The organism is Neorhizobium sp. SHOUNA12A (assembly GCF_023006505.1).
Lineage (GTDB): Bacteria > Pseudomonadota > Alphaproteobacteria > Rhizobiales > Rhizobiaceae > Neorhizobium.
The window spans coordinates 53,174-77,717 of record NZ_JALBGV010000015.1 but is presented as its reverse complement, the minus strand read 5'-3'; the positions used below and the strand labels follow the sequence as shown (position 1 = coordinate 77,717).

The window sequence follows — 24,544 nt, the reverse complement described above, 5'->3', positions numbered from 1 at the left end:
ACATCCCCACTCCTACTCCGCAAGCTAAATTAGGATAGTCTGCGGATACGTCAATGGTGGCTATCGATCATGGCTACCTTGCCTGAGGCCGACCTTCCAGCTCGGCGGCATAATTGCGGATGTCCTGCTGACGTTGCGGGGTGCCCGGATGGCTCGACAGGATGCTCGCGTCGCCATGGTCTCCGAGCTTTTCTTCGAGGACCACGAAGAAGCGGGCAAGTGCGGCGGGATCGTAACCGGCAGCCCGCATCAGCTCGACCGAACGGCGATCCGCCTCCGCTTCCGCGGCCCGTGAATAGGACAATGCCACCAGTGCACCGCCCTGGGTGAGGATATCCTCGACGCCCGAGCCGACATCGCCGGCAATCAGCATGACCAGCGCGGCAACGCCGGCAGCGCGATAGAGCTGCCGCAGGCTGTGCTTGCCCTCGACATGGGCAATCTCGTGGCCGAGCACGCCGAGGATCATTTCCCGGTCGCCGTTGGCGAGCTTCACCAGATCGTCGGTGAGGATCAGGCTGCCATCGGGGAGTGCGAAGGCATTCGGGCCAATCACGCCGCCATCCCGGAAATAAAGCCGATAGGCCTTTTGCCCTCCCTTCGAATGGACGGCGAGTTTCGAGAAGCCCTCGGAGATCGCCTGCCGTTCGCCTTCCGGCAACTCGGAAGGTTTCAGGATCGTCCGATCGAGCGAGGCGAGCGTGCCGGAGCCGATCAGTTCCGGCACGAACGGCGGCGTTACCAGGACGGCAACTTCCACCAGCACGGGTACCGCATACCGATAGATCGACGCCGCAAGCAGGATGACTGCGATCGTCATGACGATCAGCCGCGGATGGAACCGCTCCAGCCGATGGATCAGGCCGCTGCGGGCGCCTCGCTTGGCGCGGAGATAGGTGTCGATGCCCTCGTTGTCGCGCGTTTCGAACACGGAACCATCCGGGAAACTCACTCGCCGCGGAATAGAGCCGACCCGCGAACTGACCTCGACCCGCTCCGGCACGGCAGAGGCGAGGACCCGCCCCTCTTCCGCCGCGACGAGGAGACTGCCATCCTCGCGCAGAACGGCCGGGATTGCGCGGCTGGAATTGGCCGGATGCCATTCGCCTTTAGCGATGACCGCTCCGTCAGAAGCCAAAGTCGAACCCTTCCATATCCATGTATTCGGCACTGATTGCAGCACCGGTCGCCTCGATCGAGGAGAGGATTTCGCCCGGATCGCCATTGATGCGGATGCCGGAATGCTCGTTCACATACCGCGCCATCCGGACCGCCGCCCAGGGGCGCATCAGTCCGAGCGTCAGCACGGTGACGATCACGTTGCTGATTGCGATCCAGGCATAACGCAGCCGGGAGATATCGCTGACCAGCTGATGGCGACCGTCAAGTTCCGCCGCCGACCAGGCGATGTTGCGCACACCCGCCCGATAGAAGAGACCAGCAACACCATAGAGGATGAAATAGATGAAGACCCCGGCGTAGAGACCGGCGATGCTCAGCACGGTCATCTGCGTGCTCGTCAATTCGGCGCTCTCACGCATGACGGTCGCAGCACCGATGATCACGACGAAGGCAATGAAACCGAAGACGATGCTGCCCAGGAACACGATCAATGCCGGCAGGATCCAGACGCCATAAAGCCGGCTGAGCTGCGGATCGCTGGAAAACGGCCGGTCCCCGTACCGCAGGTTGTTGAAGAGGTATCGCCAGGTCCAGCGGCTCGCGAGTGGCGCCAGGATGCCGAAGGAAATGAAGGCGACGAAGCTGCCGAGCAGGATCGCAACGAAGGCGCCGCCCGCGGTGCCGACGAAATCGAAACGCACATTGCGGTAGCTCGTCACCCGGGCGTTGAAGCGCAGGCTGCGCTTGATGAGCCACGGAAGAGCAACCAGGATCACGATCGGAGTAAGGATGCCGAGCGGCGGAAAAATCGCCGTGCTGATGTTGATCACGATCAGGAACGCAATGACGATCAGCCGGCCGATGAAGATCTGCTTGCCGGTCGCGTGATATTCGAAGGCGCGGTCCAGAATGACCGTGTTGCCGTAGAAGTATCGCATGCGCCGCACCTTGGCCCAGGCCGAATAGATGCCGAGCGTGACGATCGTCAGCAGAACGTTGACGATCCAGATACCGAAATATTCGCTGGCGCTGCCGGTGAAGGATGCGCGCTCAAAATACTGCCCCGCCGCCGCCCGAGGCGTCGTCTCTGCCATTGCCATGATGTCATATCCCCTTGCCGAATACCGTCGAGACGGCTGCCTGCCCGATTCCCCGCATGATTGTAGGGCCTGGATATGTCATTTCAATTGTTCGCGCGACACGTAATCAGATTCTGGGTCGCCAAAACAAAAACGGGCCTCCTGCGAGACCCGTTTTGCTCATTTCTCGATTGGGCCTCAGGCGTGTGCCGGCGTCCCGGCAGGGAGATCGGCGCCGAGCGCTTGGGCCGCAGCAGCGTTGTTCTCCGGCGTGTCGGCGAACCGATAACCTTTTTCGATCAGCCGATGCGTATACTGCTTGTTGTAGAGAAAGGAGAAAATGAGTTGCGAGATGCCCGCGGTGAACACCGAGATCACCAGATGCAGAGCACCGATGGAGATTTCACCGCGTACAACCGGAACCAGCCAGCCGAAGAAAAGGTAGGTCCACGAAAAACCGTGGAAACCCTTCTTGGTCAGACCGATGCTGTCGTTCTTCATCATTACCTTTTTAGCCATACCCATCCCCTTTTTGTTACTTTACCGTCACTCGTATAAACGAGAACCACTGACGATTTGGTCAGTATTCACGGATAAAGCGGGATTAAATTGCTTGGTAAACCGGATATGACGCCAACAAAAAACGGGCCCCCGAAGAGGCCCGCCTGATAATTTCGACCGAGTTTCTGCTTACTTCATCGTCGGCATGACGAATTCGGCACCATCCTTGATGCCGGACGGCCAGCGGGCGGTGATCGTCTTGGTCTTGGTCCAGAACTTGATCGAATCCGTGCCGTGCTGGTTGAGATCGCCGAAGCTCGAAGCCTTCCAGCCACCGAACGAGTGATAGGCGAGCGGAACCGGGATCGGAACGTTGATGCCGATCATGCCGATATTGATGCGGCTGGCGAAGTCACGGGCGGCATCGCCGTCGCGGGTGTAGATCGCAACGCCGTTGCCGTACTCGTGCTTCATCGGCAGATCGAGCGCTTCTTCATAGTTGTGGGCGCGGACGACCGAGAGGACAGGACCGAAGATTTCCTGCTTGTAGATGTCCATCTCGGGCGTGACGTGGTCGAACAGCGTGCCACCGACGAAATAGCCGTTCTCATAACCCTGCAGCTTGAAGCCGCGGCCGTCGACCATGAGCTTGGCGCCTTCCTCGACGCCGCGGTTGATCAGGCCGTTGATGCGGGCATGGGCTTCCTTGGTGACGACCGGGCCCATGTCGGCCTTCTCGTCCGTGTAGGGGCCGATACGCAGCGACTCGATCTTCGGGATCAACTTTTCGACGAGGCGATTGGCGGTTTCCTCGCCGACCGGGACGGCAACCGAAACCGCCATGCAGCGCTCGCCGGCGGAACCGTAGCCGGCCCCCATCAGCGCGTTGACGGCCTGGTCGAGATCGGCGTCCGGCATGATGATCATGTGGTTCTTGGCACCGCCGAAGCACTGGGCGCGCTTGCCGTTCATCGCAGCCGTACCATAGACGTAACGGGCGATCGGGGTCGAGCCGACGAAGGAGATGGCGCCGATATCCGGATCGGTAAGGATCGCGTCGACGGCTGCCTTGTCGCCGTTGACGACGTTCAAGATGCCGGCAGGCAGGCCAGCTTCGATCATCAGTTCGGCAAGGCGCATCGGCAGGGACGGGTCACGCTCCGACGGCTTCAGGATAAAGGCATTGCCGCAAGCAATCGCGGGGGCGAACATCCACATCGGGATCATGCCCGGGAAATTGAACGGGGTGATGCCGGCGCCGATACCGACCGGCTGGCGCATCGAATACATATCGATCTGCGGGCCGGCGCCTTCGGTAAACTCGCCCTTCGACAGATGCGGGATACCGATCACGAATTCGCAGACTTCCAGGCCGCGAATGACGTCGCCCTTGGAATCCTCGACCGTCTTGCCGTGTTCCTTCGACAGCATCTCGGCGAGTTCATCCATGTTCTGGTTGAGCAGGTCGACGAACTTCATGAAGACACGGGCGCGGCGCTGTGGATTGGTGGCAGCCCATTTCGGCTGGGCCTGCTTGGCGCTTTCGACGGCAGCGCGGATTTCTGAAACGCTGGCAAGCGAAACCTTCGCCTGGACTTCGCCAGTTGCCGGATTGAAGACGTCAGCCGTGCGGCCGCTGGTGCCGGCGACATGCTTGCCGCCGATGAAATGCCCGATCTCACGCATGGTATGCTCCTCCATTTTTGGTACGTGGTGGGAGTCTACACTTCGATTTGCACAAAGCAATGGAGTGGAATAAGCATCCGTTGTGCAGAAATCGAAACAAGACCGAGGCTATGATGTCGGGCAAGATCGTCAGGATTGCGGAACTGGAAATCGATCCCGCACAAATCGACCCCTATCGAGCCCTCCTTGCCGAGGAAATCGAGGCATCGGTGAACAATGAGCCGGGCGTGCTGATGTTGCATGCCGTCGCTGAAAAGGAACGGCCTGAGCAAATCCGCATCCTGGAGGTCTATGCGGACCAGAGCGCTTACGAGGCGCATCTCCGGACGCCGCATTTCCTGAAGTATAAAGAACATACGGCGGACATGGTGAAGTCTCTCAGGCTGATCGACGTCGATCCGGTGATGATGCGGGCAAAATAAGCAGCAGGCATTGAAAGACAACCAACGATGAACTGGGACGATGTCCGCATGTTTCTGGCGGTAGCCCGCGCCGGCCAGATTCTGGCTGCTTCGCGGCGGCTCGGCGTCAACCATGCGACGCTCGGGCGGCGGGTGACGGCGCTGGAAGAGGATTTGCGCACCCGCCTCCTCATCCGCCGCACCAACGGCTGCGAACTGACCGCCGAAGGCGAGGTGTTCTTTCGGGCGGCCGAGCGGATGGAAACGGAGATGCTGGCGGCGCAGGCGAGTACCGGGCGGATCGACGCGGCGATCGCCGGTACGGTCAGGATCGGGGCGCCCGACGGTTTTGGCGTTTCCTTTCTTGCCTCACGGCTCGGGCGGCTGACGCGCCGTCATCCGGAACTCAAGCTGCAGTTGGTGCCCGTGCCGCGATCTTTCTCGCTCTCCCAGCGGGAGGCGGATATCGCCATCACCATCGAACGCCCGGAACAAGGTCGGCTCATCTCTTCGAAACTGACCGATTATACGCTCGGCCTCTATGCCTCGAAGACCTATCTCGATCAGGCAGGAACGCCGCAGACGGTGGAGGCATTGAAGAACCATCCGCGCATCGGTTATGTGGAGGACCTGATTTTTTCGCCGTCCTTGAATTTCACCGGCGAGGTGATGCGGGACTGGGATGCCAGCTTCGAGATTTCAAGCGCGATCGGCCAGACCGAGGCGGTCCGTTCCGGCGCCGGCATCGGCATCCTTCACGACTATGTCGCGCGACAATATCCGGAACTGGTGCGGGTGCTGCCCGGGACCGTTATTCGGCGGTCCTACTGGACCACCTACCACGAAACGACCCGCGACCTGATGCGGCTGAGGACGGTGGTGGAGTTTCTGAAGGAACTGGTCGATGGGGAAAGCCACATTTTTGTGTGACGGATAGGACGGTCTTCATGGGGAAAAGAAGAAGACCCAAACAGGGTCCGGCCGCCGAAGCGGCCGGAAAACCTTGTATCAAGAAGGCAGGAAGGTCGTAACCGGAACCTTGAGTGCCGCGGCAATGCGCTTCAGCTTGGCCGGATCGGCATCGGTGCCGTTTTCAATGCGAACGATCTCGTCGTTGACGAGGCCGGTCGTGATGGCAAGCTCTTCAATGCTGTAGCCGACAGAACGACGCGTTTCGGCGACGGCTGAGGCAATGTGCTGCGGAGAAAGCTTCGCTCCATTGGCGGATGCGAAATTATTGATCGAAATTGTCATTGTATGCTCCTTCTAGAATGGCCTGCCGAAAACCGGTCAGGTGAAGGGGGACGAATGCCCGAGACGCAGGAGTCTAAAAAATTAGGCACCGGCTGCCGCAAACATAGGCATGCTGACGACCGAGACAAGGGCGGTTACTGCAGTGCACAAAAATGTGTTCGCTTTCAGGTCGAAAGAAGGCGGCATCCATTTACCCAACTCGCTTAAAGCGGCTGGAATCGGGCATTTTTGCCTTAAATCGAGCTGAAAAAACAGAAATGGCACCGCGTTTGCGGTGCCACATTAAATTTTCTTAACCTTTAGAAAAGGCTATCAGGCGGACTGAATCGACTTGATCCTGTCGATGCCGCCGACGATCGCGGCGAAATCCTGCCAGACGCCTTGTGCACCTTTCTGCCACTCCTCGAAGGCTTCCGGCTTCAGCAATTTGCCGCCATTCTTGAGCGACACGGCAACGGATGCCGCCTCGTCATCGACGATCAGCTGATTGAAATAGGCAGCCCCTTGCCTCGAGGCGTCCTGGAAGACTGTCTTTTGCTCGGGGTTCAACTGGTTCCAGAAGCTGGCGGAATAATAGATGACGCCGGACGCCCAGATATGGCCTGTTTCGGTCATGTAGGGCACGACTTCATAGAGCTTGAAGCCGGCATAAGCGGATTTGGTGAGGTCCATGGCGTCGGCAACGCCGGTCGCCAGCGCATTGTAGGTCTCGGTGATCGGAATGCCGACCGGGGCGGTGCCGAAGGCGGCCCACAGCTTGGTGTGCAGCGGGCTCTGGATCACACGGATCTTCTTGCCCTTCAGCTGTTCCGGACGGGTGACCGGCTCCTTCGTGAGCAGATGGCGGGCGCCGTAGTTGATGAAATCGCCGATCACGAAATTCTGGGTAGCGAGCTTCTGCTTGAGGTCGGCGCCGACGCTGCCATCGACCGTCTTGCGGACATGGGCTGCGTCACGGAAGAGGAACGGCAAATCGAGGACCTGCAGTTCCGGCACCCAGCCGGACAGTGACGAGACGGTCGAAAGGCTCGCCTGCACGGAACCGAGACGGGCCCCTTCTGCCACTTCCTTCTCGCCGCCGAGCGCACCGTTCTTGACGACGTTGAACTTGAACTGGCCCGGCAGCTTGGCTTCCACCAGCTCGCCGATCTTCACCCAGATCTTCGATTCCGGCTTGTCGTCGCCAAGCAGCGAGGCGGTGGTGATCGTCGTGGTGCGGGCGGCGGCGCTGCGCACGAAGACGGGCGCGGCAAGCGCCACGCCGGTTGCTGCGGCGGTCTTCAGAAGGGTTCGGCGGTTGATATTGTCCATGTCTCAAGGTCCCTAGAGATGTGAAGCGGTTAAAAGATGATCGCCCAGGCGCAAAGGATCGTCAGGGAAACCAGAAGTGCAAGCAGATACGGCACGACCGCCTTGAACAGTGCGGCCGCGGGAATGCGGGTGACGCCGCTGACGACGAAGATCAGCATGCCGAGCGGCGGGGTCAGGCCGTGGATCATCAGGTTGACGACGATGATGACGCCGAAATGGATCGGATCGATGCCCGCGGCGACGGCGGCCGGCAGCAGGATCGGGCCGAACAGCAGGATCGCCGCGCCGATATCGAGCACCAGTCCGACGACCAGAAGGATGACGTTGGAGAGGACGATGACCGCCAGCGCGCTGCCGCCAAGCATCGTCACGAACTCCGAGACGAGGCCGGAGACATTGTCGACCGCAAGCAGGAAGGCGAAGGGTCCGGCCGTGCCGATCAAGAGGCCGATCGCCGCGGATTCCGTCGCCGCCTGTCGGAACGAGGCGAGCAGCGAACCGGCTCCGACCTTGCCCCAGACGGCGAGGATAATCGTATAGAGTGCCGCAAGAGCCGCCGCCTCGGTGGTGGTGACGATACCGATGCGGATGCCGACCACGACGATGATGCCAAGGCCGAAGGCGGGGATGGCGGAGATCGCCGCCCGCCGGCGTTCGCGACCCGAGGCGCGCGGCAGGGCGACCTGCTCGCGGACGGACAGATGGATTGCCACCGCGAGGCAGATCGCCATCAGGCCGCCGGCGAAGAAACCGCCGACCAGCAGCGAACCGACCGACAGATTGGTGGCAGTCGCCAGGATCAGGAAGGCGATCGACGGCGGAATGACGTTGTCGAGTACCGATGTCGCGGCAATGATCGCACCCGCCTGGGCCGGCGGATAACCGTGCTTCACCAGCTCCGGCTGGAAGGTCGAAGCCCCGAAGGCGGCATTGGCAACGGAAGAGCCTGATGCGCCGGAGAATAGCACGCTTGTCAGCAGCGTCGTCTGCGCCAGCCCCGCCCGGCGATGGCCGACCATCGAGGCGGCGAACCGGACAAGCTGATTGGCAACGCCTGAGGAGGTCAGCAGCCCGCCGGCGAGCAGGAAGAAGGGAATGGCGAGCAGCAGAAATTTCGACATGCCCGTCACCGTCGAGGAGACGATCGCCGGTTCCGGCAGGCTGCTGCCGAAGGCAATCGCCACATAGGCGGCGGTCAGGAACGCATGCGCCAGCGGTGCCGCCAGCACCAAGCCAAGTGCTGCGACCAATGCCAGGAAAAGGCTCGGCGGAAGGTCGCTGTCGATGAAGATTTCTGGGATGCCGAAATAGAGCGCTGCGCCGAGGCTAAGCGATATCAGTACCGGCAGCGCCCTGCCCTCGGCAAGTCTTTGCAGGAGGAGCACAACGAGGATCAGCACGCCGCCCGCGCCGAGAAAACCGAAGCGGATCCACTCCGGAACGCCAAGCGTCGGAGAAATACCGCCGAGCATGGCCATGATTTCGGAACCGCCAAACAGCAGGATCAGCGCCGCAAGCACCGTGAACACGTCCGCCAGCACCTGGGTTACCGGCAGCAGCCGGGCGGGAGCCAAACGCACGAAAACGTCGAGCCGCATCGCCAGCGCGCTGTTGAGGCTGAGCGGCGCGCCGATCGAGATCAGCGCCACATGCAGCCAGATGCCGAGATCCTCGGCGCCGATGAAACCAGTGTTGAAGAAATAGCGCAGGCAGACGCTGACCAGCACCACCGTCAGCAAAACGGCGAGGATCAGTGCCGCGACAGCGCCGAGGACAGTCTCGACGCCCTTCAGCACCCTCGCCGCGATACCGTCGCCGGGGATTGCCGTCTGCTCGAGAAAATCGGATGGGCTGGCTGCCACGGTTCTTACCTTTGCAGGAGGATCAGGCGGTCTTGACCGTGGAGAGATCACGATCGAAGAGCGTCGATCCGGTGAAATGACGCGTTGCCGAGACCTCGCGGGCAACATCGAGACGCGGCAACACCTTTTCGCCGAAGCGACAGGCTTCCTCAAGCAGCCGCATGGCAGAAAGGATAAAAGTTTCGATGCCGGCCTTTCGCCCGGCCGCAGGTCAAGCGAAGCTTGAGAGATCCCGCCTTTTACGGCGACCATTCCCACCCCGCAACGGGCCTCGATCCGCAGTTGAGACCAAAATCTCGCCCCACACTCATTTTTTGCGAGACATGCCAGGTTTTAGGATGATTAATGGATTCGCGGAAATGCAAGGGTCCTGCCCTTGCGCGACAATCGGGGGATGTGTCCGTGGGCGATATCGAACAAGAAACGCAATCTCAGGATCTCTTCGAATTTCACCCGGAACCCGCCGCCGGGACGGGGGCCTCGCCCGACCAATTCGAGGCGGAGATGCGTGATTTCACCATCTTGAGCGTCGATGACGACGCGATGTTCCAGAACTCCCTCAAGCTCTCGCTTTCGGGCTACACCTATCGCGGCGTCGCCCCGCGTATACTGACTGCCAGTTCTGCCAACGAGGCGGCCAAGCTTCTGCTCGAAACGCCTTCAATCGCGGTCCTGCTGCTCGATGTGGTGATGGAGACGGACGATGCGGGGCTCCGACTGGTCCGCACGATTCGCGAAGTTCTCGGCAACTCGCAGCTGCGTATCGTGCTTCTCACGGGACAGCCGGGTATCGCGCCGATGCAATCGTCGCTCGAGACCTACGATATCGCCGATTATTGGCTGAAGACCGACCTGACCAACGAGCGGCTTCACAGCATTCTTACCGCAAATCTCAGGACCTTCGAGCAGATCGATGTGCTGAACCGTGCCCGCCGAGGCCTTCAGAGCATTGTCGAGGCGAGCAACAGCCTGGCGAAATCCTCGGGATTTGAGGATTTCTCCCGCCGGATGATCCACGAACTGGCAGCACTTCTCGGCGTCAGCGAGGACGGCATCGTCTGCGTCCGCGGGAGTGACCACGAACATCCGCCGAGGATCATCGGCTCGGCGGGGCGGTTCGCTTCGGCCATCAACCAGACCCTCGACACCATCAACGACCAATCGATTCGGGAATTGATCCAACGCTCGCTGGACGAACAGGCGAACATCGAGACGGAGAAGGCGCAGGTTCTGTTTTTTCCGGGCCAGGCGGTCGCGCCTGCTGCGGCAGCCTACATAGCGACAAACAGGCTCATCGACGATACCGAGCGGGAATTGCTGCGGGTCTTCGCGACCAATATCGGCACCGGCCTGATCAATGTCGCGCTGACGAGCCAGCTCGATCGGATCGCCTACGAAGACAGCCTGCTCGAGATCGCGAACGGCAACGCCCTGAAGCGTGGCATTCAGGCAGCACTCGAGATTCCTCCGCCCCGCAGGCGGAAGGTCCTGTTCATCGAACTCAACCAGTATGCGAGAAGCTGCGTTTCCCTCGGCGTCGAACAGGGTGATCATCTGCTGCGCGCCTTCGTGAAGCGCCTGGCGGCGGCCTTTCCGCCGCCCTGCATGATCGCCCGTTTGCATGAAGACGTATTTGCCGTGCTCGGCCCGGAATATCTGGTGCGGATCGACTATGTGAACCGCCTCGAAGCGGGAGCCCAAACCCCGGAAGCGCTGTTTTTCGGCGCGGAGGCGGCGTCTCTCGATCTCAATCACTTCACGTCGGCTCAAACCGTCATCGCGACAGGACTTCTGCTCCTGAAGAAGGCCGGACTGAAGGGGACGAGCGGGCAACTCATCGAATACGATCCGAATGTCGAAGAGGAAACGCGACGCCGGTTCGCTCTTTCGCAGCAGCTTTACAAGGCTGTGCTAAACCGGGAAATCACTGTCGTTTTCCAGCCGCAGATCGACCTGATCGACAATCGGATTGTCGGCGCGGAGACCCTGGCGCGCTGGACGCGCCCGGATGGATCGACGATCTTTCCGGCGGATTTCATTCCGCTCGCGGAGGCGAACGGGCTGATCGTGCCCCTGGGTCAGCAGATCCTGGAACAGGCCTGCAGCGCGCTCCGCTCCATCGACGAAGCGGGATTTCCGGGGATCACCCTCGGTGTCAATGTCTCGCCGGTGCAGCTTGGACGAAAAGAGTTCATCGACGAACTGATCGCGACCATCCGCCGCTATGGCTTATCGCCGGATCGGCTGGAATTGGAGATTACCGAGACCGTCGCCATGGAAGAGCAGCAACATGCTGACGACGTCCTCTCCATTCTCAGACGCAAAGGATTTGCCATCGCCATCGATGATTTCGGCACGGGCTATTCTTCCTTGGCAAAGCTCCGCTCCCTGGAGGCCGCCACACTCAAGATCGACCGGTCCTTCATTGCCGGTCTCGGCGGTGCCGGCCAGAACGAGACGATCGTCGAGATGATCATTCGGCTCGGCGAACGCATGAACATGCGTATCCTTGCCGAGGGTGTCGAGACCGAGCAGCAGGCGGAGTGGCTGCTGTCAAGACGATGCATCCTGGCGCAGGGCTTTCTCTACGCCCGGCCGGAGCCGCTCGAACAATTCCTGGCCAGGCTGCAAAATTCGTCTGTCAAGACTGCGTAATTGCCTATGATCCCCGCATCTGCACCCCGCATCTTTCCGTCTCTCCGGGCCATTTATCGCCATCGCAGGCGGCTTGCCATCTTCGTGGTACCCTGGGTCGTGGGACTTGGCATCGGCGTTCCGTTGCTCTGGCATCAGATCGGCGCGAACGCGCGGGAACCTCAGATCCGCAACAGGGAGGAGACCCTGTCGCAAGGCTATGACATTCTCGGTCGGGCCCTGGACCGGCTGGGCCGCGACGCCCTATTTCTGGCCGACCTGCAATCGCGCTTCGGCGAAACGACCACTCGGCTTGCTCCGCTAAGCGCTGAAATCTTCCAGAGTTTCGCCGCCAGCTCGCCGGATTACGATCAGGTACGGTGGCTGGATAATGACGGCAATGAGCGGCTGCGCGTCAACCGTCGCAGCGGCGCGGAACCGGTCGTCGTGAGCAGCGAGCAGCTGCAGAACAAGGCGGACCGGCCCTATTTCCGCGATACGATTCAGTTGCCGCTGAACGGCCTCTATTTCTCTGCCCTCGATCTGAATATCGAAAACGGCGTGGTCGAGGTCCCCCATCTGCCGACATTGCGCGTTGCAAGTCCTGTCTTCCGCAACGGGATCAAGCAGGGCATCATCGTCATCAACTACCGCGCCACGCGGTTGCTCGAACGCCTGAAGCGCCTCGACAGGAGCGTCGAGCTCTATCTGATGAACCAGGCCGGATACTGGCTCCAAGGTCCAAATGCAGATGCGAACTGGGGTTGGCAGCTCGGGGCCTCAACGCCCGGCCCGGCTGAGGCGGAGATGTTGCGGGCGATCGGCAACGGGGACAGAGGGCTTTTCGGCAGCAGGGGCGGCGTTTGGAACTACCGTCGCTTCCAGCCCGTTGCGAGCTTGCTGGCAACAGGCGAAGTCGCGGAAAGACGTGCCGCGGGTGCCGACCTCTATCTGCTCGCCCGTGACTCGGCGGCCGCGATCAACGACCAGGAAACGAGGGGGAAACTCATTCTCGGCGCGGTCGCGGCAATCCTCGCCATGGTGGCGCTTGCGGTAACCGGCCGCCTGGCCAACGGCATGGAGGCCGAGGCGGAATGGGCGCGGCAAATGGAGGACACGAACAAGACGCTGCGCGACACCAATGAAAAACTGAACGTGACCCAGCGGGAACTTGCGCGAGCCGAACGGCTGTCGTCGCTGGGCCTGATGGTTGCCGGCGTCGCCCACGAAATGAACACGCCGCTTGGAAGTGCGGCACTCGTGCTCAGCAAAGCCGCCAAGGATCTCAGGCTTTTCAAGGAACGGATTGCAGCGGGGCTGCGCCGCTCGGATCTCGACCTCTATGTCGCAGACAGCGATACCAGCCTCGATCTGGTCCGCGACGCCATCCACCGCTGCACAGCGCTGGTTCAACGTTTCAAACAGGTTGCAGTCGACCGGGCGACGCTGGAGCGACGGGATATCGATCTCGCCGCATTCATTCCCGATGCCGATCCGCGCCTGCGCAAATGGGACGCCAGCGCCGGCATCAGCCTGACGGTGAACGTGCCTGATGATCTGGCGATCACCACCTATCCGGGACCGTTTGCCCAGGTCCTGTCGAACCTCCTCAACAACTCGCTGCTGCATGCCTTCGATGCGGGCAAACCCGGCATGATCATCATCGATGTTCGGAGAATGGGGGAGCAGGTCCTCATCGAGTTTACTGACAACGGCCGCGGGATCAACGAGACGGACATCCAGAAGATATTCGAACCGTTCTTTTCCACGGCCCGTCACAGCGGCGGCACGGGCCTCGGGCTGCATATCGTCCACCAGATCGTCACCGAGGTACTCGGCGGATCGATCACCGTCGAGAGCCCGCCGACCGGCGGGGCCCGCGGCACCCGGTTCATCATCCGGCTTCCGAGGGTTGCTCCGGCACGGGCGGAAACCTGAGCACCTCCTCAGATCCCGGCATACCATTCGTAACCGCGATCCTCCCAGAAACCGCCGCTGCCTCCGTAAAGACGGCCGAGATCGGCAACCGCTTCGATGCGTGTCAGATATTTCGCCTGTTTATAGCCAAGCTGGCGCTCGACACGCAGCCGCAGCGGCGCGCCATGGGCAACTTCAAGGTCGCGGCCGTTCATCGTGTGGGCAAGGATGGTCTGCGGATGGAAGGCATCCACCAGATCGATGCTCTCGTAATACCAGCCGGTGCCATCGAGCGTCTTTTCGTATTCGTCGGCACAATGGAAGACGATGTAGCGAGCTTCCGGCTTCAGGCCGACCGTCTTGAGCAGCGCACCCAGCGGCACGCCGGTCCATTTGCCGATGGCGCTCCAGCCTTCGACGCAATCGTGCCGGGTGATCTGGGTGCGGGCCGGCAGCGCCTTCAGGTCGGCAAGCGACAGCTGCATCGGCTTGTCGACCAGACCGCCAACATCCAGCTTCCAGGTCGAGAACTGCTGGTTCATCCAGTCGAGATATTGCGGATTGTCCGGCATGCTGGTGCCGTTGGCGCGAAACACCGGCGAGAGATCCGCCTCGGTGAACTCGCGCGCCAGCGCATTGTCGCCGAGAAGGAAACGCTGGGTCTTCATCGAAAAACCCTCGGCGATCTTGAGGACGGATTTCGTCCGGTCGCTTTCGACAAGCGCGTCGCAGCCGCTCAGGCCGAGCGCCGAAGCCGTCATGGTCGCGCCGATCAGGAAGCGGCGGCGGGTGATGATGCGGCTCATAGCTTGTCTCCCTTTATGTCCCCATGGTCTATGGCGTAGTAACCGGTGATCATCGAACGCAGATTGTTGAAGACGCCCGACAGGATCACCATCGCGACGTGGACAACCACGAAGGCGGTGAGGGAAAAGGCCGTCAGGAAGTGGATCGTGCGGGCTGACTGCCTGCCGCCGAATATATCGAGCAGCCAGGGTGCCACAGCGTCGAAGCCGGGCGACATGGTGAGCCCCGTGAGGATCATCAACGGCAGGAGCAGGAAGATAACCGCAACATAGGTTAGCTTCTGCAGCGTGTTGTAATGCCGCGCCTCCGGCCCTTTCGGAAACCGCAGCCGGGCGTGATTGACGATTTCATGGCCGATGTGGGCGGGCGTCAGTTCATTTCCCGCGGGTAAGAGATCGCGGCGGAAATGCCGGCTCAGCAGCCCGTAGGCAAGATAGATGAAACCGTTGATCACGAACAGCCACGCAAAGAAGAAATGCCAGCGCCGGCCGGTCGCGAGGTCCTGATAGCTCGGGATCGTCAGCCATTCGGGGAAACCGCGCGCGGTCGCCTCGCCGTCGACCTGCGAGAGGCCGAGAACCCCCGTCGTGTTGAAGGACAGCGAACCGACGCGGGTCACGCCCTTGGCCTTGTCGCCATCCTCGACCGCCTCCATGGAAATGAAGGACGGATCGTTATCGGCACCGTACTGGCCCCAATAGAGCGCCGGATGCGCATTGAATATCTGCAGGCCGCTGAACAGCAGCACGGTCATGCAGAGCACATTCACCCAGTGCGAGAGGCGCACCAGCAGGCTGTGGCGGTAAATGACCGTCCGGCCGGTCGCAACGCCGGCATCGATCGTGGCCATGGTATTTCCTCCGAATGCGGGAAGTGGGCTCCAGCAGATAGACGCGGCCGCCGGACAAAAAGTTTCAGCGGCCGCGGTCAGATCATTTCACGGCATTATTTCATTGCGTCGCAGGCCTTCATCATCTCGGACTTCTTCATCGTGTTCTTTTCCATGCCGGCCTTGTGCATGCAGTCGGTCTTGGTGCCGGTCGCCATGGAATCCTTCTTCATCGAATTCTGCTTCATGGTGTCGGTTTTCATGGTGTCCTTCTTCATCGTGTCGGTGCTCGTGCTGCTCTGGGCGTTCGCCGCGCCGGCAAGCGAAAGGCCGACGACGAAGGTGCAGGCTGCAAGGCTGGAAAGAAGCTTGGTCATGGGATGTCCTCCTGGATCAATCGATGTGTCCGCCGGCTGCCTGCCGAGGGCTCACAACCATCAATTCGACCCACGCAGAAAGTCGTTACAGCTTCACGGTTATGTGATAGGCCGAAAGCATTCGAAATATTTTCCATTCCACCTGTAACCGTTTACGTGCTTTTCCGAATGATCATTGAAACAGCATGACGAGCGCCCATTCGGAAGAAGCCCTGAAGGCTATGATGCTTCTGTCCCTCGATGGGGACGAGGCAGCCTATCGGCGTTTGCTCAACGCGGTGCGTGTCCTGCTAGTCGGATATTACAGCCGCCGGATGGCTGCTGCAACGAAAGCGGACATGGAAGATCTTGTCCAGGAGACATTGCTGGCATTGCATTCGCGCCGGGAGACCTACGATCGCGAGCGACCGTTCACGGCATGGTTCTTCTCGATCGCCCGCTACAAGCTGATCGACCACCATCGCGGCCGCGGCGGCCGGATGATGGCGGAAACGGAGCTCGGCGAGGATTTCGAGAGCGACGACCATGAGGAAGCGATCTCCGCGCGGATGGATGTCGAGCGGCTTCTGGAAAGCCTGCCGGCGAAACAGCGGGAATTGATCCGTCAGGTGAAGCTCGAAGGCCAGTCGGTGGCCGACACGGCGAGCCGGACCGGTCAGTCGGAATCGGCGGTCAAGGTCGGCATTCACCGAGGGCTCAAGGCACTGGCGGAGAAACTGCGAGGCGGAAAGTGAGAAAGACGGACGACATCATCGACAGCCTGGTAGGCGACCTGAAGCCGGTGCCGCGGCATGCGCTGGCGCGCCGCTTCGTGCTCGGCGTCCTGCCGGCGCTCGTCGTGTCGCTGGTACTGATGCTGGCGATCCTCGGCCTGCGCATCGACATGGCGGAAGCGCTGATGCTGCCGGTGTTCTGGATCAAATCCGCCTACAATGCGCTGCTGGCGATCGCCGCTTTCCTCGCCGCCTATCATCTGGCACGGCCTGACGGTTCCAGGGGACGGTTCTTCCAGACCGCGGCGGCGATCGTTGCGATCATGGCTGTGGTCGCCGTGATCCAGCTGATGATGTCGCCGGCCGAAAACTATTCCAAAATGATCATCGGATCGTCGGCGCTGCATTGCCCGCTGCTGATCTTCCTCTTCGCGCTTCCGGTATTTGCAGGAAACGTGTGGGTCCTGCGCCATGGTGCACCGACTGATCTGAAGCTGACCGGCTTCATCGCCGGCATCGCGGCGGGTGCTGCCGGCGCCTGGGTCTATTCCTGGTTCTGCACCGAGAACGGCATGCCCTTCGTGCTCATCTGGTACTCGCTCGGGATCCTGCTGACCGGCATTGCCGGCTCGCTTCTGGGACCGCGCCTGCTGCGCTGGTGAGCGGGCGGGAACGCCTCACATCCGATAATTTCATCGGCTCGTCGCTTTGTTCCGCGACAATTCAAACGCAGGAATCCTGCCGCAAATCTGCTCGGCTGGATATCAAAAAAATTAGGCTTTTGGAAAAATGGTACGGTTGGGGGGTCTCGAACCTCCGACCTCAGGTGCCACAAACCTGCGCTCTAACCAACTGAGCTACAACCGCACAAGCGCCTTGGGCGCCGTTGGGGGGTCACATACGGCGATCGGACTTTTTTTGCAAGTCCTATCCCGCAAATAGAAAGTCCTTTCCCGCAAATAGAAGAGGCCGGAGCATGCTCCGGCCTTCTCCTTCAAATCGGGCTCTAAAAATTAGGCAGCCTTGAAGGTCGTCATGACCTTTTCAGCGGCTTCCTTGCCGGGCTTCGTCACGTCTTCGACGATCTTGCGGGCGGTGTCCTGCATGGACTTGGCCTGCTCAACCGTGATTTCAGCCTGCTTGCGGATGAAACCAGTCTGCAGCTCGATCAGTTCGGCAAAGGACTTCACGCCGAGCAAGGATTCCATATGGGTCAGCGAGTTTTCAGCATTGGTACGCAGCGCGTCGATCGCCTTGAGGCCGAGTTCGACAGAGCCAGCCTGCGCCGACTGCATTGTGGATTCCACCGTCTTGGTGGCTTCCTCGGCAGCGGATTTCATCTTAGCATAGGCTTCGCGAGACTGGGTGGCACCCTTTTCAGCGAAGTCGCGGAAGCCTTCGGTCATCTTGGACGGATCGAAAGCGGAGAAGGAAAAGATATCGTCGGTCTTGTATGCCATCGTTTCAGGTCCTCGTTGGCGATTTCTTCGGCAGAACCGAAGATGTCATGCCTCTTATATAGACCATCTCGTTGTGCATTGCAATATCATTGTGCGGTGCACAATAAAATGAATCCCGGAATTAACCCTGTCGGAGGTTTGGATGGCGCCGCTCTCGACCCGAAGGCAGGGGAAGGTTATTAACAATCCGTTAAACTACGTAGAAATCCGGTCACAAACGTCCTGTAGGTTTTGCCTATGTCCGCAGTCCAATACCCGTTCATCGATATTGCCGTGCACGAGCGCGTCCGCGATCGTTTTGCGGCGGGCGAAGCGATCGTGCTGTTTTCTCCGGACATGCAAAGCCCTCTCTGGGCGAACGGGCGCGGCGCCGATCTTTTCGGCTTCGGCTCCATCTACGATTTTCTCGACCAGGGTCCGAACCGCGTCGATATCGCCTTCCGCCAGATCGAAGCGGCTGCGCGCCAGCTCGGCGAAGTCGGCGACATCCGCAACCTGACGATCCGCGTCGCTTCCGGTTTCCAGCGCATTCCCGTGCAGGCGGTCTGCGAACTTGTTCAGGTTCAGGGCGAAGCGGCGGTGCTGTTCAGCGCGCCGGTGGAACGAGGCAGGCTCTCACCCTCGGCCTCTGCGGCCCGGATGATCGAAGGCTTCGACGATCCCGATACGCATATGGCGGTGATCGACGAAAACGGCGAGGTGCTCGCCGCCTCGGCCGAGTTCGCGGGGCTCGGCGTTTCCACCCACACCGCCAAGATGATGACGACCATGGCGGGCGCCGATCCGAGCCGCCTCGTCAAGCGCCCCATCCCGACCTCCAAGGGCTACCTGCCGGCTGCGATCGGCAAGCTTTCCAACGAACCGGCCCTGCATCTCCTATTCACGGTCGAGACCGAACAGGGCCGGGCTAGCGCCGCGAACGGCTACGAGCCGCGCGATGACGCGCCGGCGAATGCCGAGGACGCCGTGGCCAAACTTGCCGCAAGCGATGACACCGCGGACTTCGCGGCCGAGCCGGCGCCTGCCGACGGGTTTGCCGATGTGATTGCCGCCGTGTCGGAGATCGTCGATACGGAAGAGCCTGAAGAAGAAATTTTGCTGGAACCCAGCGAAAATTTTGCTCCCGTCCACGCCGCTGCTTCCGAAGAACCGATTGAACAGGTCGCGCCTGAAACGGCAGCACCGACCGCGGAAATCGATGCTGTTTCCTCGGCAGCAACGATCGGGGCGGAGGAAGAGGTCGTTTCCGAAACCGCCACCGAAGAAACCGTGGCTGGCGAGCCTGAGATGGTGGAGGCAGCGCCTGCAGCCGAACCCGCAGCCGCCGAAATTGCCGCGCCGGAACCGGACGGTTTCGTTTTCCGCCGCGACGGGCGCGCGACCCGTTTCGTCTGGAAGATCGATGCCGAGGGCCGGTTCAGGGAAGTTTCGAGCGAATTTGCCGACGCTGTCGGCCCGCATGCCGCCGATATCAACGGCATGGCCTTTACCGATCTCGCCGCCCTCTTCTACCTTGACCCCGAGGGCAAGATCACCGAACTGCTCAACAAGCGCGATACCTGGTCCGGCAAGACGATCTGGTGGCCTGTCGAGGGCACGTCTTTGATGGTGCCGGTCGATCTCGCCGCGCTGCCGACCTATACCCGTACCCGCGAGTTCGACGGTTTTCGCGGTTTCGGCATCGTGCGCATCGGCGATGCAGCCGAGGATCCGAACGCAGTTGGCCTGACGCTGACCCGCGCCGTGCCGGAGGATGTGGCCGAACCGGAAGCTGAGACTGTTTCCGAAGCCTATGAGATGCCCGCCGATGCAGCGGACTTGGCGCCAGGAGACGGTTTGGCCGTCGGGCAGGACGAAGCCATCGGTGCGCCAGCTGGGATAGGCTCGGCCGAAGACGCAAACGCTGAAAGCTCCGCGAGTGCAAAACCGGCTGCAGAGACTTCTGCGGCCGAGGAGCACGCCGCGTTCGAAGAGCCGGAACTCGCGGAAGATGCCGAGCAGCCTGCGGTCGCCGAGGACATATCCGCCGATGCGACACCATCCGAAGACTTGCTTGCGAAAGACCTGCCGTTGGAGCCTGCCCCGGAGGACAGGCCGCAGCCGTCCATGTCCGGCCGGCAGATCCCTTCGCTGCTCGACTGGCCGGCCGGCGAACGCCCGGCGCTCCGGATCGTCGAAAACGCCGGCCGCCGCCATTCCGACAAGGTCATCCAGCTCGAGGAGCGTCGCTCCAACCGCCGCGACGGGCTGACCCCCGTCGAACAGGCTGCTTTCCGCGAGATCGCCCGCCAGCTCGACAATTTCGTCGGCCGCCGCAACGAGGAAAAGAAGCCGGAGACCTCGACCGAGGCGGAGGTACCCGCTGTCGAACCGAACGAGCCGACCGCGATAGAGCTCACCCAGCTCGAACATGAGACTGTGCGCGAGGAACCTGTCGCCCCCGTTTCAGAAGAGATTTCCGAGGAAGAGGCGATCGCATTCGCCGAAGAAGCGAACGAGGCTTTTGCCGACGCGCCGATCGAGCCCACTGAAGAGGTGGAAGATGCCGCAGAGGCGCCCGCCGACCCGCATCCGGAGCTGTCCGATCGTGAACTGTTGAGCCAGATGATCCCGGTCCGCGAGCGGATCGGCCTTTCCGCGGAGATCGTCGACCAGATGCCGGTGGCGCTTCTCGTGCACAGCGGCGACCTTTTGATCCACGGAAATCCGGAATTCCTGCGGCTGACCGGTTATGCTTCGATCGACGAACTGGCGGACGTCGGCGGTCTCGATGCATTGCTGCAGCGCCAGGATCTCGAAGGCAAGACGGCGGAGGCCGGCGGCATGGTCGTGGTGCGCGCCGACGACGAACTGGTGCCGGTGACGGCACGCCTTCAATCCGTCCGCTGGGACAATTCGACTGTCCTCATGCTGGCGCTGATGCCGGTCGTGGCCGAGGTACAGGGCTCCACCGAGGACGGCCAAGCGGCAGAAGTCATTCCGTTGCGCGCACCCCGCGCCGCCGACCAGCTGGCAAAGCTGCAGGTCGAGGTAACGGAACTGCGCGCGATCCTGGAAACCGCCACCGACGGCGTGGTCATCATCGGTGCGGAAGGCGACATCCGCTCGGTGAACCGGGCGGCGAGCGCGCTCTTCAACTACGACAATGAAGAGATCAGCGGCAAACCCTTCGTCACGCTGTTTGCGCACGAGAGCCAGCGGGCGATCCTCGATTATCTCGCAGGCCTTGCCGGCCACGGCGTCGCCAGCGTCCTCAACGACGGCCGCGAAGTGATCGGCCGCGAAGCTTCCGGCGGATTCCTGCCGCTGTTCATGACGATCGGCAAGCTGACCTCCTCGAACGGTTATTGCGCCGTCATCCGCGACATCACCCAGTGGAAGCGCACCGAAGACGAGCTGCGTACCGCCAAGCGCGCCGCCGAGACCGCAAATGCCCATAAGAGCGAATTCCTCGCCCATGTGAGCCATGAAATCCGCACGCCGCTCAACGCGATCATCGGCTTTGCCGACATGATGGCGAGCGAGCGCTTCGGCCAGATCGGCCATGCGCGTTACGTCGAATATGCCAACGACATCAGCCGCTCCGGCCGGCATGTGCTCGATATCGTCAACGACCTCCTCGACATTTCCAAGATCGAGGCAGGCGAGATGGAGCTCGATTTCGTCGCCGTCGGCCTCAACGAGGCGGTGTCGGAAGCCGTCTCGCTGGTGCAGCCGCAGGCAAACAGCCAGCGCGTCATCATCCGCACGGCGCTCTCGCATGCCGTGCCGCAGGTGGTCGCCGATCCGCGCTCGATCAAGCAGATCGTGCTGAACATCCTGTCGAACGCCATCCGCTTCACGCCCTCGGGCGGCCAGATCGTCGTCTCCACCGCCTACGAGACCAATGGAAACGTGGTACTTCGTGTCCGCGATACCGGCATCGGCATGACCCGCTCGGAGCTGGAGCTTGCCATGAAGCCGTTCCGCCAGGTATCGAGCGCCTCGCACAAGCGCGGCGACGGTACCGGTCTTGGCCTGCCGCTGACAAAGGCGATGGTCGACGCAAATCGCGCCGCCTTCGCGATCACTTCGGCGCCGAACGAGGGCACGCTGGTGGAGATCACCTTCCCTTCGCCGCGGGTGCTGGCGAACTGATCAGGAGATTGTAACCGGATTTGGCATGCCGCAGGTAATACCCTGTTTCTCGCCAACGGGACACGGTTGAGATCGAACCTATCGGCATCTCAGAGTTGAGAATAACGTGAAAAGAAAGGCAGCCGAAGCTGCCTTTGAAGTTTAATGCTGTCCAACGAGGGTCGGTGGAGACGTCATGTCTATGAAAGCTCGCGGCTAGGCGTATTTCATACACGAGACGAAACCATGTTGCTCCACTTTTGATCAAAGCGGCTTAATAGCGCGTTAACGGCGCTCCATTTCTGGAATTTATGCTGGAGATGTACCGCATCGATACATCTCGCCTCATCGAGGATACCCGGCCATTCAGCTTTTCAACTCGGCAAGGCCGTCGAACAGATCAAGCGCTTCCGGGTTGGCGAGCGTCTCCTTGTTCCTGACCGCCCGGCCGTGCACGACGTCGCGGACTGCGAGTTCGACAATCTTACCGGACTTGGTGCGGGGGATATCGGCGACCTGGATGACCTTGGCCGGCACGTGGCGCGGCGATGCGCCGGTGCGGATGCGGGCCTTGATCGCCCTGGCAAGATCGTCACTCAGCGCCAGGCCGTTCGCGAGGCGGACGAACAGGATGACGCGGACGTCGTCGTCCCAGTCCTGGCCGATGCAGATGGCTTCCACGACCTCCTCCATTTGCTCCACCTGATTGTAGATCTCGGCGGTGCCGATCCGCACGCCGCCCGGATTGAGCGTCGCGTCCGAACGGCCGTGGATGACGATGCCGTCATGTTCGGTCCATTCGGCGAAATCGCCGTGGCACCAGACATTCTCGAAGCGCTCGAAATAGGCGGCGCGATATTTCTGGCCTCCGGGATCGTTCCAGAACATGAGCGGCATGCACGGGAAGGCCTTGGTGCAGACGAGCTCGCCCTTTTCCCGGCGCACCGGCTTGCCATCGTCGTTCCAGACGTCGACGGCAAGCCCCAGGCCTGGCCCCTGGATCTCGCCACGCCAGACCGGCTTCAGGGGATTGCCGAGCACGAAGGTGGAAACGATGTCGGTACCGCCCGAAATCGAGGCCAGATGCACGTCGGATTTGATGCCTTCGTAGACAAAGGAAAAACCTTCCGGCGAGAGCGGCGAACCGGTGGAGATGACGAGCCTGAGCGCGGCCAGATCGTGGCTCTGCTTCGGTGCGATGCCGCCCTTGCGGACCGCGTCGATATATTTTGCCGAGGTGCCGAACACCGCGAACTTTTCAGCTTCGGCATAGTCGAACAGGACGTTGCCATCCGGCGCAAACGGCGAACCGTCGAACAGGCAGAGCGTGGCGCCGGCTGCAAGGCCTGACGCCAGCCAATTCCACATCATCCAGCCGCAGGTGGTGAAATAAAACAGCTTTTCGCCGGGCTCGAGGCCGCAATGGAAGCGATGTTCCTTGAGATGCTGTAGCAGCGTGCCGCCGGCCGAATGGACGATGCATTTCGGCACCCCGGTCGTACCGGACGAGAAGAGAATGTAGAGCGGATGGGAGAACGGCAACGGCTCGAAGTCGACGGCCCTTGCTTCATAAAGCGCCGTGAAATCCGCAAGCATGCGGCCATCGGCAAGCGATGCGGCCAGTGTCAGCGCGTCGCCCGCATAAGGCACGACCAGAACCGGCGTCTTCAGCACCTCGGAAACTGCCCTCACCTTGGCGGCGACGTCCTGGAGCTTGCCATTGTACCAGTAACCGTCGCAGGTGATGAACAGTTTTGGGTCGATCTGGCTGAAACGGTCGAGCACGCCCTGTTCGCCAAAATCAGGTGAACAGGAAGACCAGATGGCTCCGATCGAGGCGGCGGCCAGCATGCAGGCAACGGTTTCCGGCATATTCGGCATCATCGCGGCGACACGGTCGCCCTTCTCGATGCCAAGCCCCCTGAAGGCCTGCTGCAGGCGGGAGACTTCGGCGCGAAGCCTATCCCAGGACCAGCGATAGCTCGCCTTGTCCTCGCCGCGGAAGATCAGCGCGTCTCCGGCGCCTGTTCCGGAAAGTAGATTTTCTGCGAAATTCAGCGTGGCATCAGGGAAAAAGCGGGCGGCAAGCATGTCTTCGCCGTTGATCAGCACTCGGTCGCCACGCTCGCCCTTGACGCCGCAGAATTCCCAGACCGCGGACCAGAAATCGGCGCGCTCGCCGATCGACCACGCGTAGAACGCATCATAGTCGGGAAAACTTTTGCCAAAGCGCTCGGCGCACCAGCTGATGAAATGATAAAGCGGGGTTTTCTGCTGCGCTTCTTTCGAGGGCTTCCAGAGCGGCTGTTCATTGCCCATTCCCATTCCTCCACCCTCGGAGAACCCCACCCCGACATCGGAACCAGGGTTCTGCCCCATCTCCATCCACGCCAGATCCTGCGAGGTCGCAGCGTATCGGTTTTTATAGCATGTTGCACCGCATTATAAAGGAGACCGCCAGGGAAGTTTCCCGGA

At 61.1% G+C, this 24,544-nt stretch carries 19 protein-coding genes, 1 tRNA gene and 1 pseudogene; 7 read left to right on the top strand and 14 right to left on the bottom strand.

Annotation, left to right across the window (positions count from 1 at the left end; translation table 11 throughout):
- Positions 1-73 precede the first annotated feature (73 nt).
- The 4 genes from MOV63_RS09830 to MOV63_RS09815 all read right to left on the bottom strand — a co-directional run bounded on the left by MOV63_RS09830 (position 74) and on the right by MOV63_RS09815 (position 4,388).
- Positions 74-1,138, bottom strand: coding sequence for a M48 family metallopeptidase (locus tag MOV63_RS09830; protein WP_247033507.1), 1,065 nt, complete (start codon positions 1,136-1,138; stop codon positions 74-76).
- Positions 1,128-2,222, bottom strand: coding sequence for a YjgN family protein (locus MOV63_RS09825; RefSeq protein ID WP_405029314.1), 1,095 nt, complete (start codon positions 2,220-2,222; stop codon positions 1,128-1,130). Before MOV63_RS09825 ends, MOV63_RS09830 begins: the two co-directional genes overlap by 11 nt.
- Positions 2,223-2,399: 177 nt before the next feature.
- The gene (locus MOV63_RS09820; protein WP_247033506.1) at positions 2,400-2,720 is read right to left on the bottom strand and encodes a hypothetical protein; all 321 of its coding nucleotides are present in this window, start codon (positions 2,718-2,720) and stop codon (positions 2,400-2,402) included.
- A gap of 171 nt (positions 2,721-2,891) precedes the next feature.
- Positions 2,892-4,388, bottom strand: coding sequence for a CoA-acylating methylmalonate-semialdehyde dehydrogenase (locus MOV63_RS09815; protein WP_247033505.1), 1,497 nt, complete (start codon positions 4,386-4,388; stop codon positions 2,892-2,894).
- A 113-nt stretch (positions 4,389-4,501) separates the two neighbouring features.
- Here MOV63_RS09815 and MOV63_RS09810 point away from each other — a divergent pair, with 113 nt between their 5' ends.
- Complete coding sequence (locus MOV63_RS09810) at positions 4,502-4,810, top strand: putative quinol monooxygenase (RefSeq protein WP_247033504.1); 309 nt, start codon at positions 4,502-4,504, stop codon at positions 4,808-4,810.
- 27 nt (positions 4,811-4,837) lie between these two features.
- Entirely contained in the window at positions 4,838-5,719 is an 882-nt protein-coding gene (locus tag MOV63_RS09805) for a LysR family transcriptional regulator (RefSeq protein ID WP_247033503.1), read from the top strand.
- A 78-nt stretch (positions 5,720-5,797) separates the two neighbouring features.
- Here MOV63_RS09805 and MOV63_RS09800 read toward each other — a convergent pair whose 3' ends face one another.
- The 4 genes and pseudogenes from MOV63_RS09800 to MOV63_RS09785 all read right to left on the bottom strand — a co-directional run.
- A complete protein-coding gene (locus MOV63_RS09800) occupies positions 5,798-6,043 on the bottom strand; it encodes a helix-turn-helix domain-containing protein (protein WP_038539927.1) in 246 nt (81 codons plus the stop codon).
- A gap of 312 nt (positions 6,044-6,355) precedes the next feature.
- Positions 6,356-7,354: a TRAP transporter substrate-binding protein gene (locus tag MOV63_RS09795; protein WP_247033501.1), complete on the bottom strand. Its 999-nt coding sequence runs from the start codon at positions 7,352-7,354 to the stop codon at positions 6,356-6,358.
- A gap of 29 nt (positions 7,355-7,383) precedes the next feature.
- Entirely contained in the window at positions 7,384-9,216 is a 1,833-nt protein-coding gene (locus tag MOV63_RS09790) for a TRAP transporter large permease subunit (RefSeq protein WP_247033500.1), read from the bottom strand.
- 22 nt (positions 9,217-9,238) lie between these two features.
- Positions 9,239-9,421, bottom strand: a pseudogene (locus tag MOV63_RS09785) (alkanesulfonate monooxygenase); the annotation flags it as partial.
- A gap of 197 nt (positions 9,422-9,618) precedes the next feature.
- Here MOV63_RS09785 and MOV63_RS09780 point away from each other — a divergent pair.
- Both MOV63_RS09780 and MOV63_RS32775 read left to right on the top strand, forming a co-directional pair.
- The gene (locus tag MOV63_RS09780; RefSeq protein WP_247033499.1) at positions 9,619-11,871 is read left to right on the top strand and encodes a bifunctional diguanylate cyclase/phosphodiesterase; all 2,253 of its coding nucleotides are present in this window, start codon (positions 9,619-9,621) and stop codon (positions 11,869-11,871) included.
- 84 nt (positions 11,872-11,955) lie between these two features.
- Positions 11,956-13,788 carry a sensor histidine kinase gene (locus tag MOV63_RS32775; RefSeq protein ID WP_247033498.1) on the top strand — a complete coding sequence of 611 codons (1,833 nt, stop codon included), beginning with the start codon at positions 11,956-11,958 and terminating at the stop codon, positions 13,786-13,788.
- Positions 13,789-13,796: 8 nt separating this feature from the next.
- Here the strand turns inward: MOV63_RS32775 and MOV63_RS09770 are convergent, their stop codons facing one another.
- From MOV63_RS09770 to MOV63_RS09760, 3 genes are all read right to left on the bottom strand, one after another.
- A complete protein-coding gene (locus MOV63_RS09770; protein WP_247033497.1) occupies positions 13,797-14,573 on the bottom strand; it encodes a molybdopterin-binding protein in 777 nt (258 codons plus the stop codon).
- On the bottom strand, positions 14,570-15,424 hold the full coding sequence (locus MOV63_RS09765) for a cytochrome b/b6 domain-containing protein (RefSeq protein WP_247033496.1): 855 nt from the start codon (positions 15,422-15,424) through the stop codon (positions 14,570-14,572). Before MOV63_RS09765 ends, MOV63_RS09770 begins: the two co-directional genes overlap by 4 nt.
- 95 nt (positions 15,425-15,519) lie before the next feature.
- Positions 15,520-15,780, bottom strand: coding sequence for a pentapeptide MXKDX repeat protein (locus MOV63_RS09760; protein WP_038539907.1), 261 nt, complete (start codon positions 15,778-15,780; stop codon positions 15,520-15,522).
- Positions 15,781-15,965: 185 nt separating this feature from the next.
- Here MOV63_RS09760 and MOV63_RS09755 point away from each other — a divergent pair, with 185 nt between their 5' ends.
- Both MOV63_RS09755 and MOV63_RS09750 read left to right on the top strand, forming a co-directional pair.
- Complete coding sequence (locus MOV63_RS09755) at positions 15,966-16,514, top strand: sigma-70 family RNA polymerase sigma factor (protein WP_038539905.1); 549 nt, start codon at positions 15,966-15,968, stop codon at positions 16,512-16,514.
- Positions 16,511-17,155 (top strand): NrsF family protein, encoded by a 645-nt coding sequence (locus tag MOV63_RS09750; RefSeq protein ID WP_247033495.1) that lies wholly within the window; start codon positions 16,511-16,513, stop codon positions 17,153-17,155. Before MOV63_RS09755 ends, MOV63_RS09750 begins: the two co-directional genes overlap by 4 nt.
- Positions 17,156-17,283: 128 nt before the next feature.
- Here MOV63_RS09750 and MOV63_RS09745 read toward each other — a convergent pair.
- Positions 17,284-17,360, bottom strand: a tRNA-His gene (locus MOV63_RS09745).
- Between the two features lie 146 nt (positions 17,361-17,506).
- Complete coding sequence (locus MOV63_RS09740) at positions 17,507-17,953, bottom strand: phasin (protein WP_038539897.1); 447 nt, start codon at positions 17,951-17,953, stop codon at positions 17,507-17,509.
- 237 nt (positions 17,954-18,190) lie between these two features.
- Here MOV63_RS09740 and MOV63_RS09735 point away from each other — a divergent pair, with 237 nt between their 5' ends.
- On the top strand, positions 18,191-22,090 hold the full coding sequence (locus MOV63_RS09735) for an ATP-binding protein (RefSeq protein WP_247033494.1): 3,900 nt from the start codon (positions 18,191-18,193) through the stop codon (positions 22,088-22,090).
- A 345-nt stretch (positions 22,091-22,435) separates the two neighbouring features.
- Here the strand turns inward: MOV63_RS09735 and MOV63_RS09730 are convergent, their stop codons facing one another.
- The gene (locus tag MOV63_RS09730; protein WP_247033493.1) at positions 22,436-24,388 is read right to left on the bottom strand and encodes an acetoacetate--CoA ligase; all 1,953 of its coding nucleotides are present in this window, start codon (positions 24,386-24,388) and stop codon (positions 22,436-22,438) included.
- Positions 24,389-24,544: the final 156 nt, after the last annotated feature.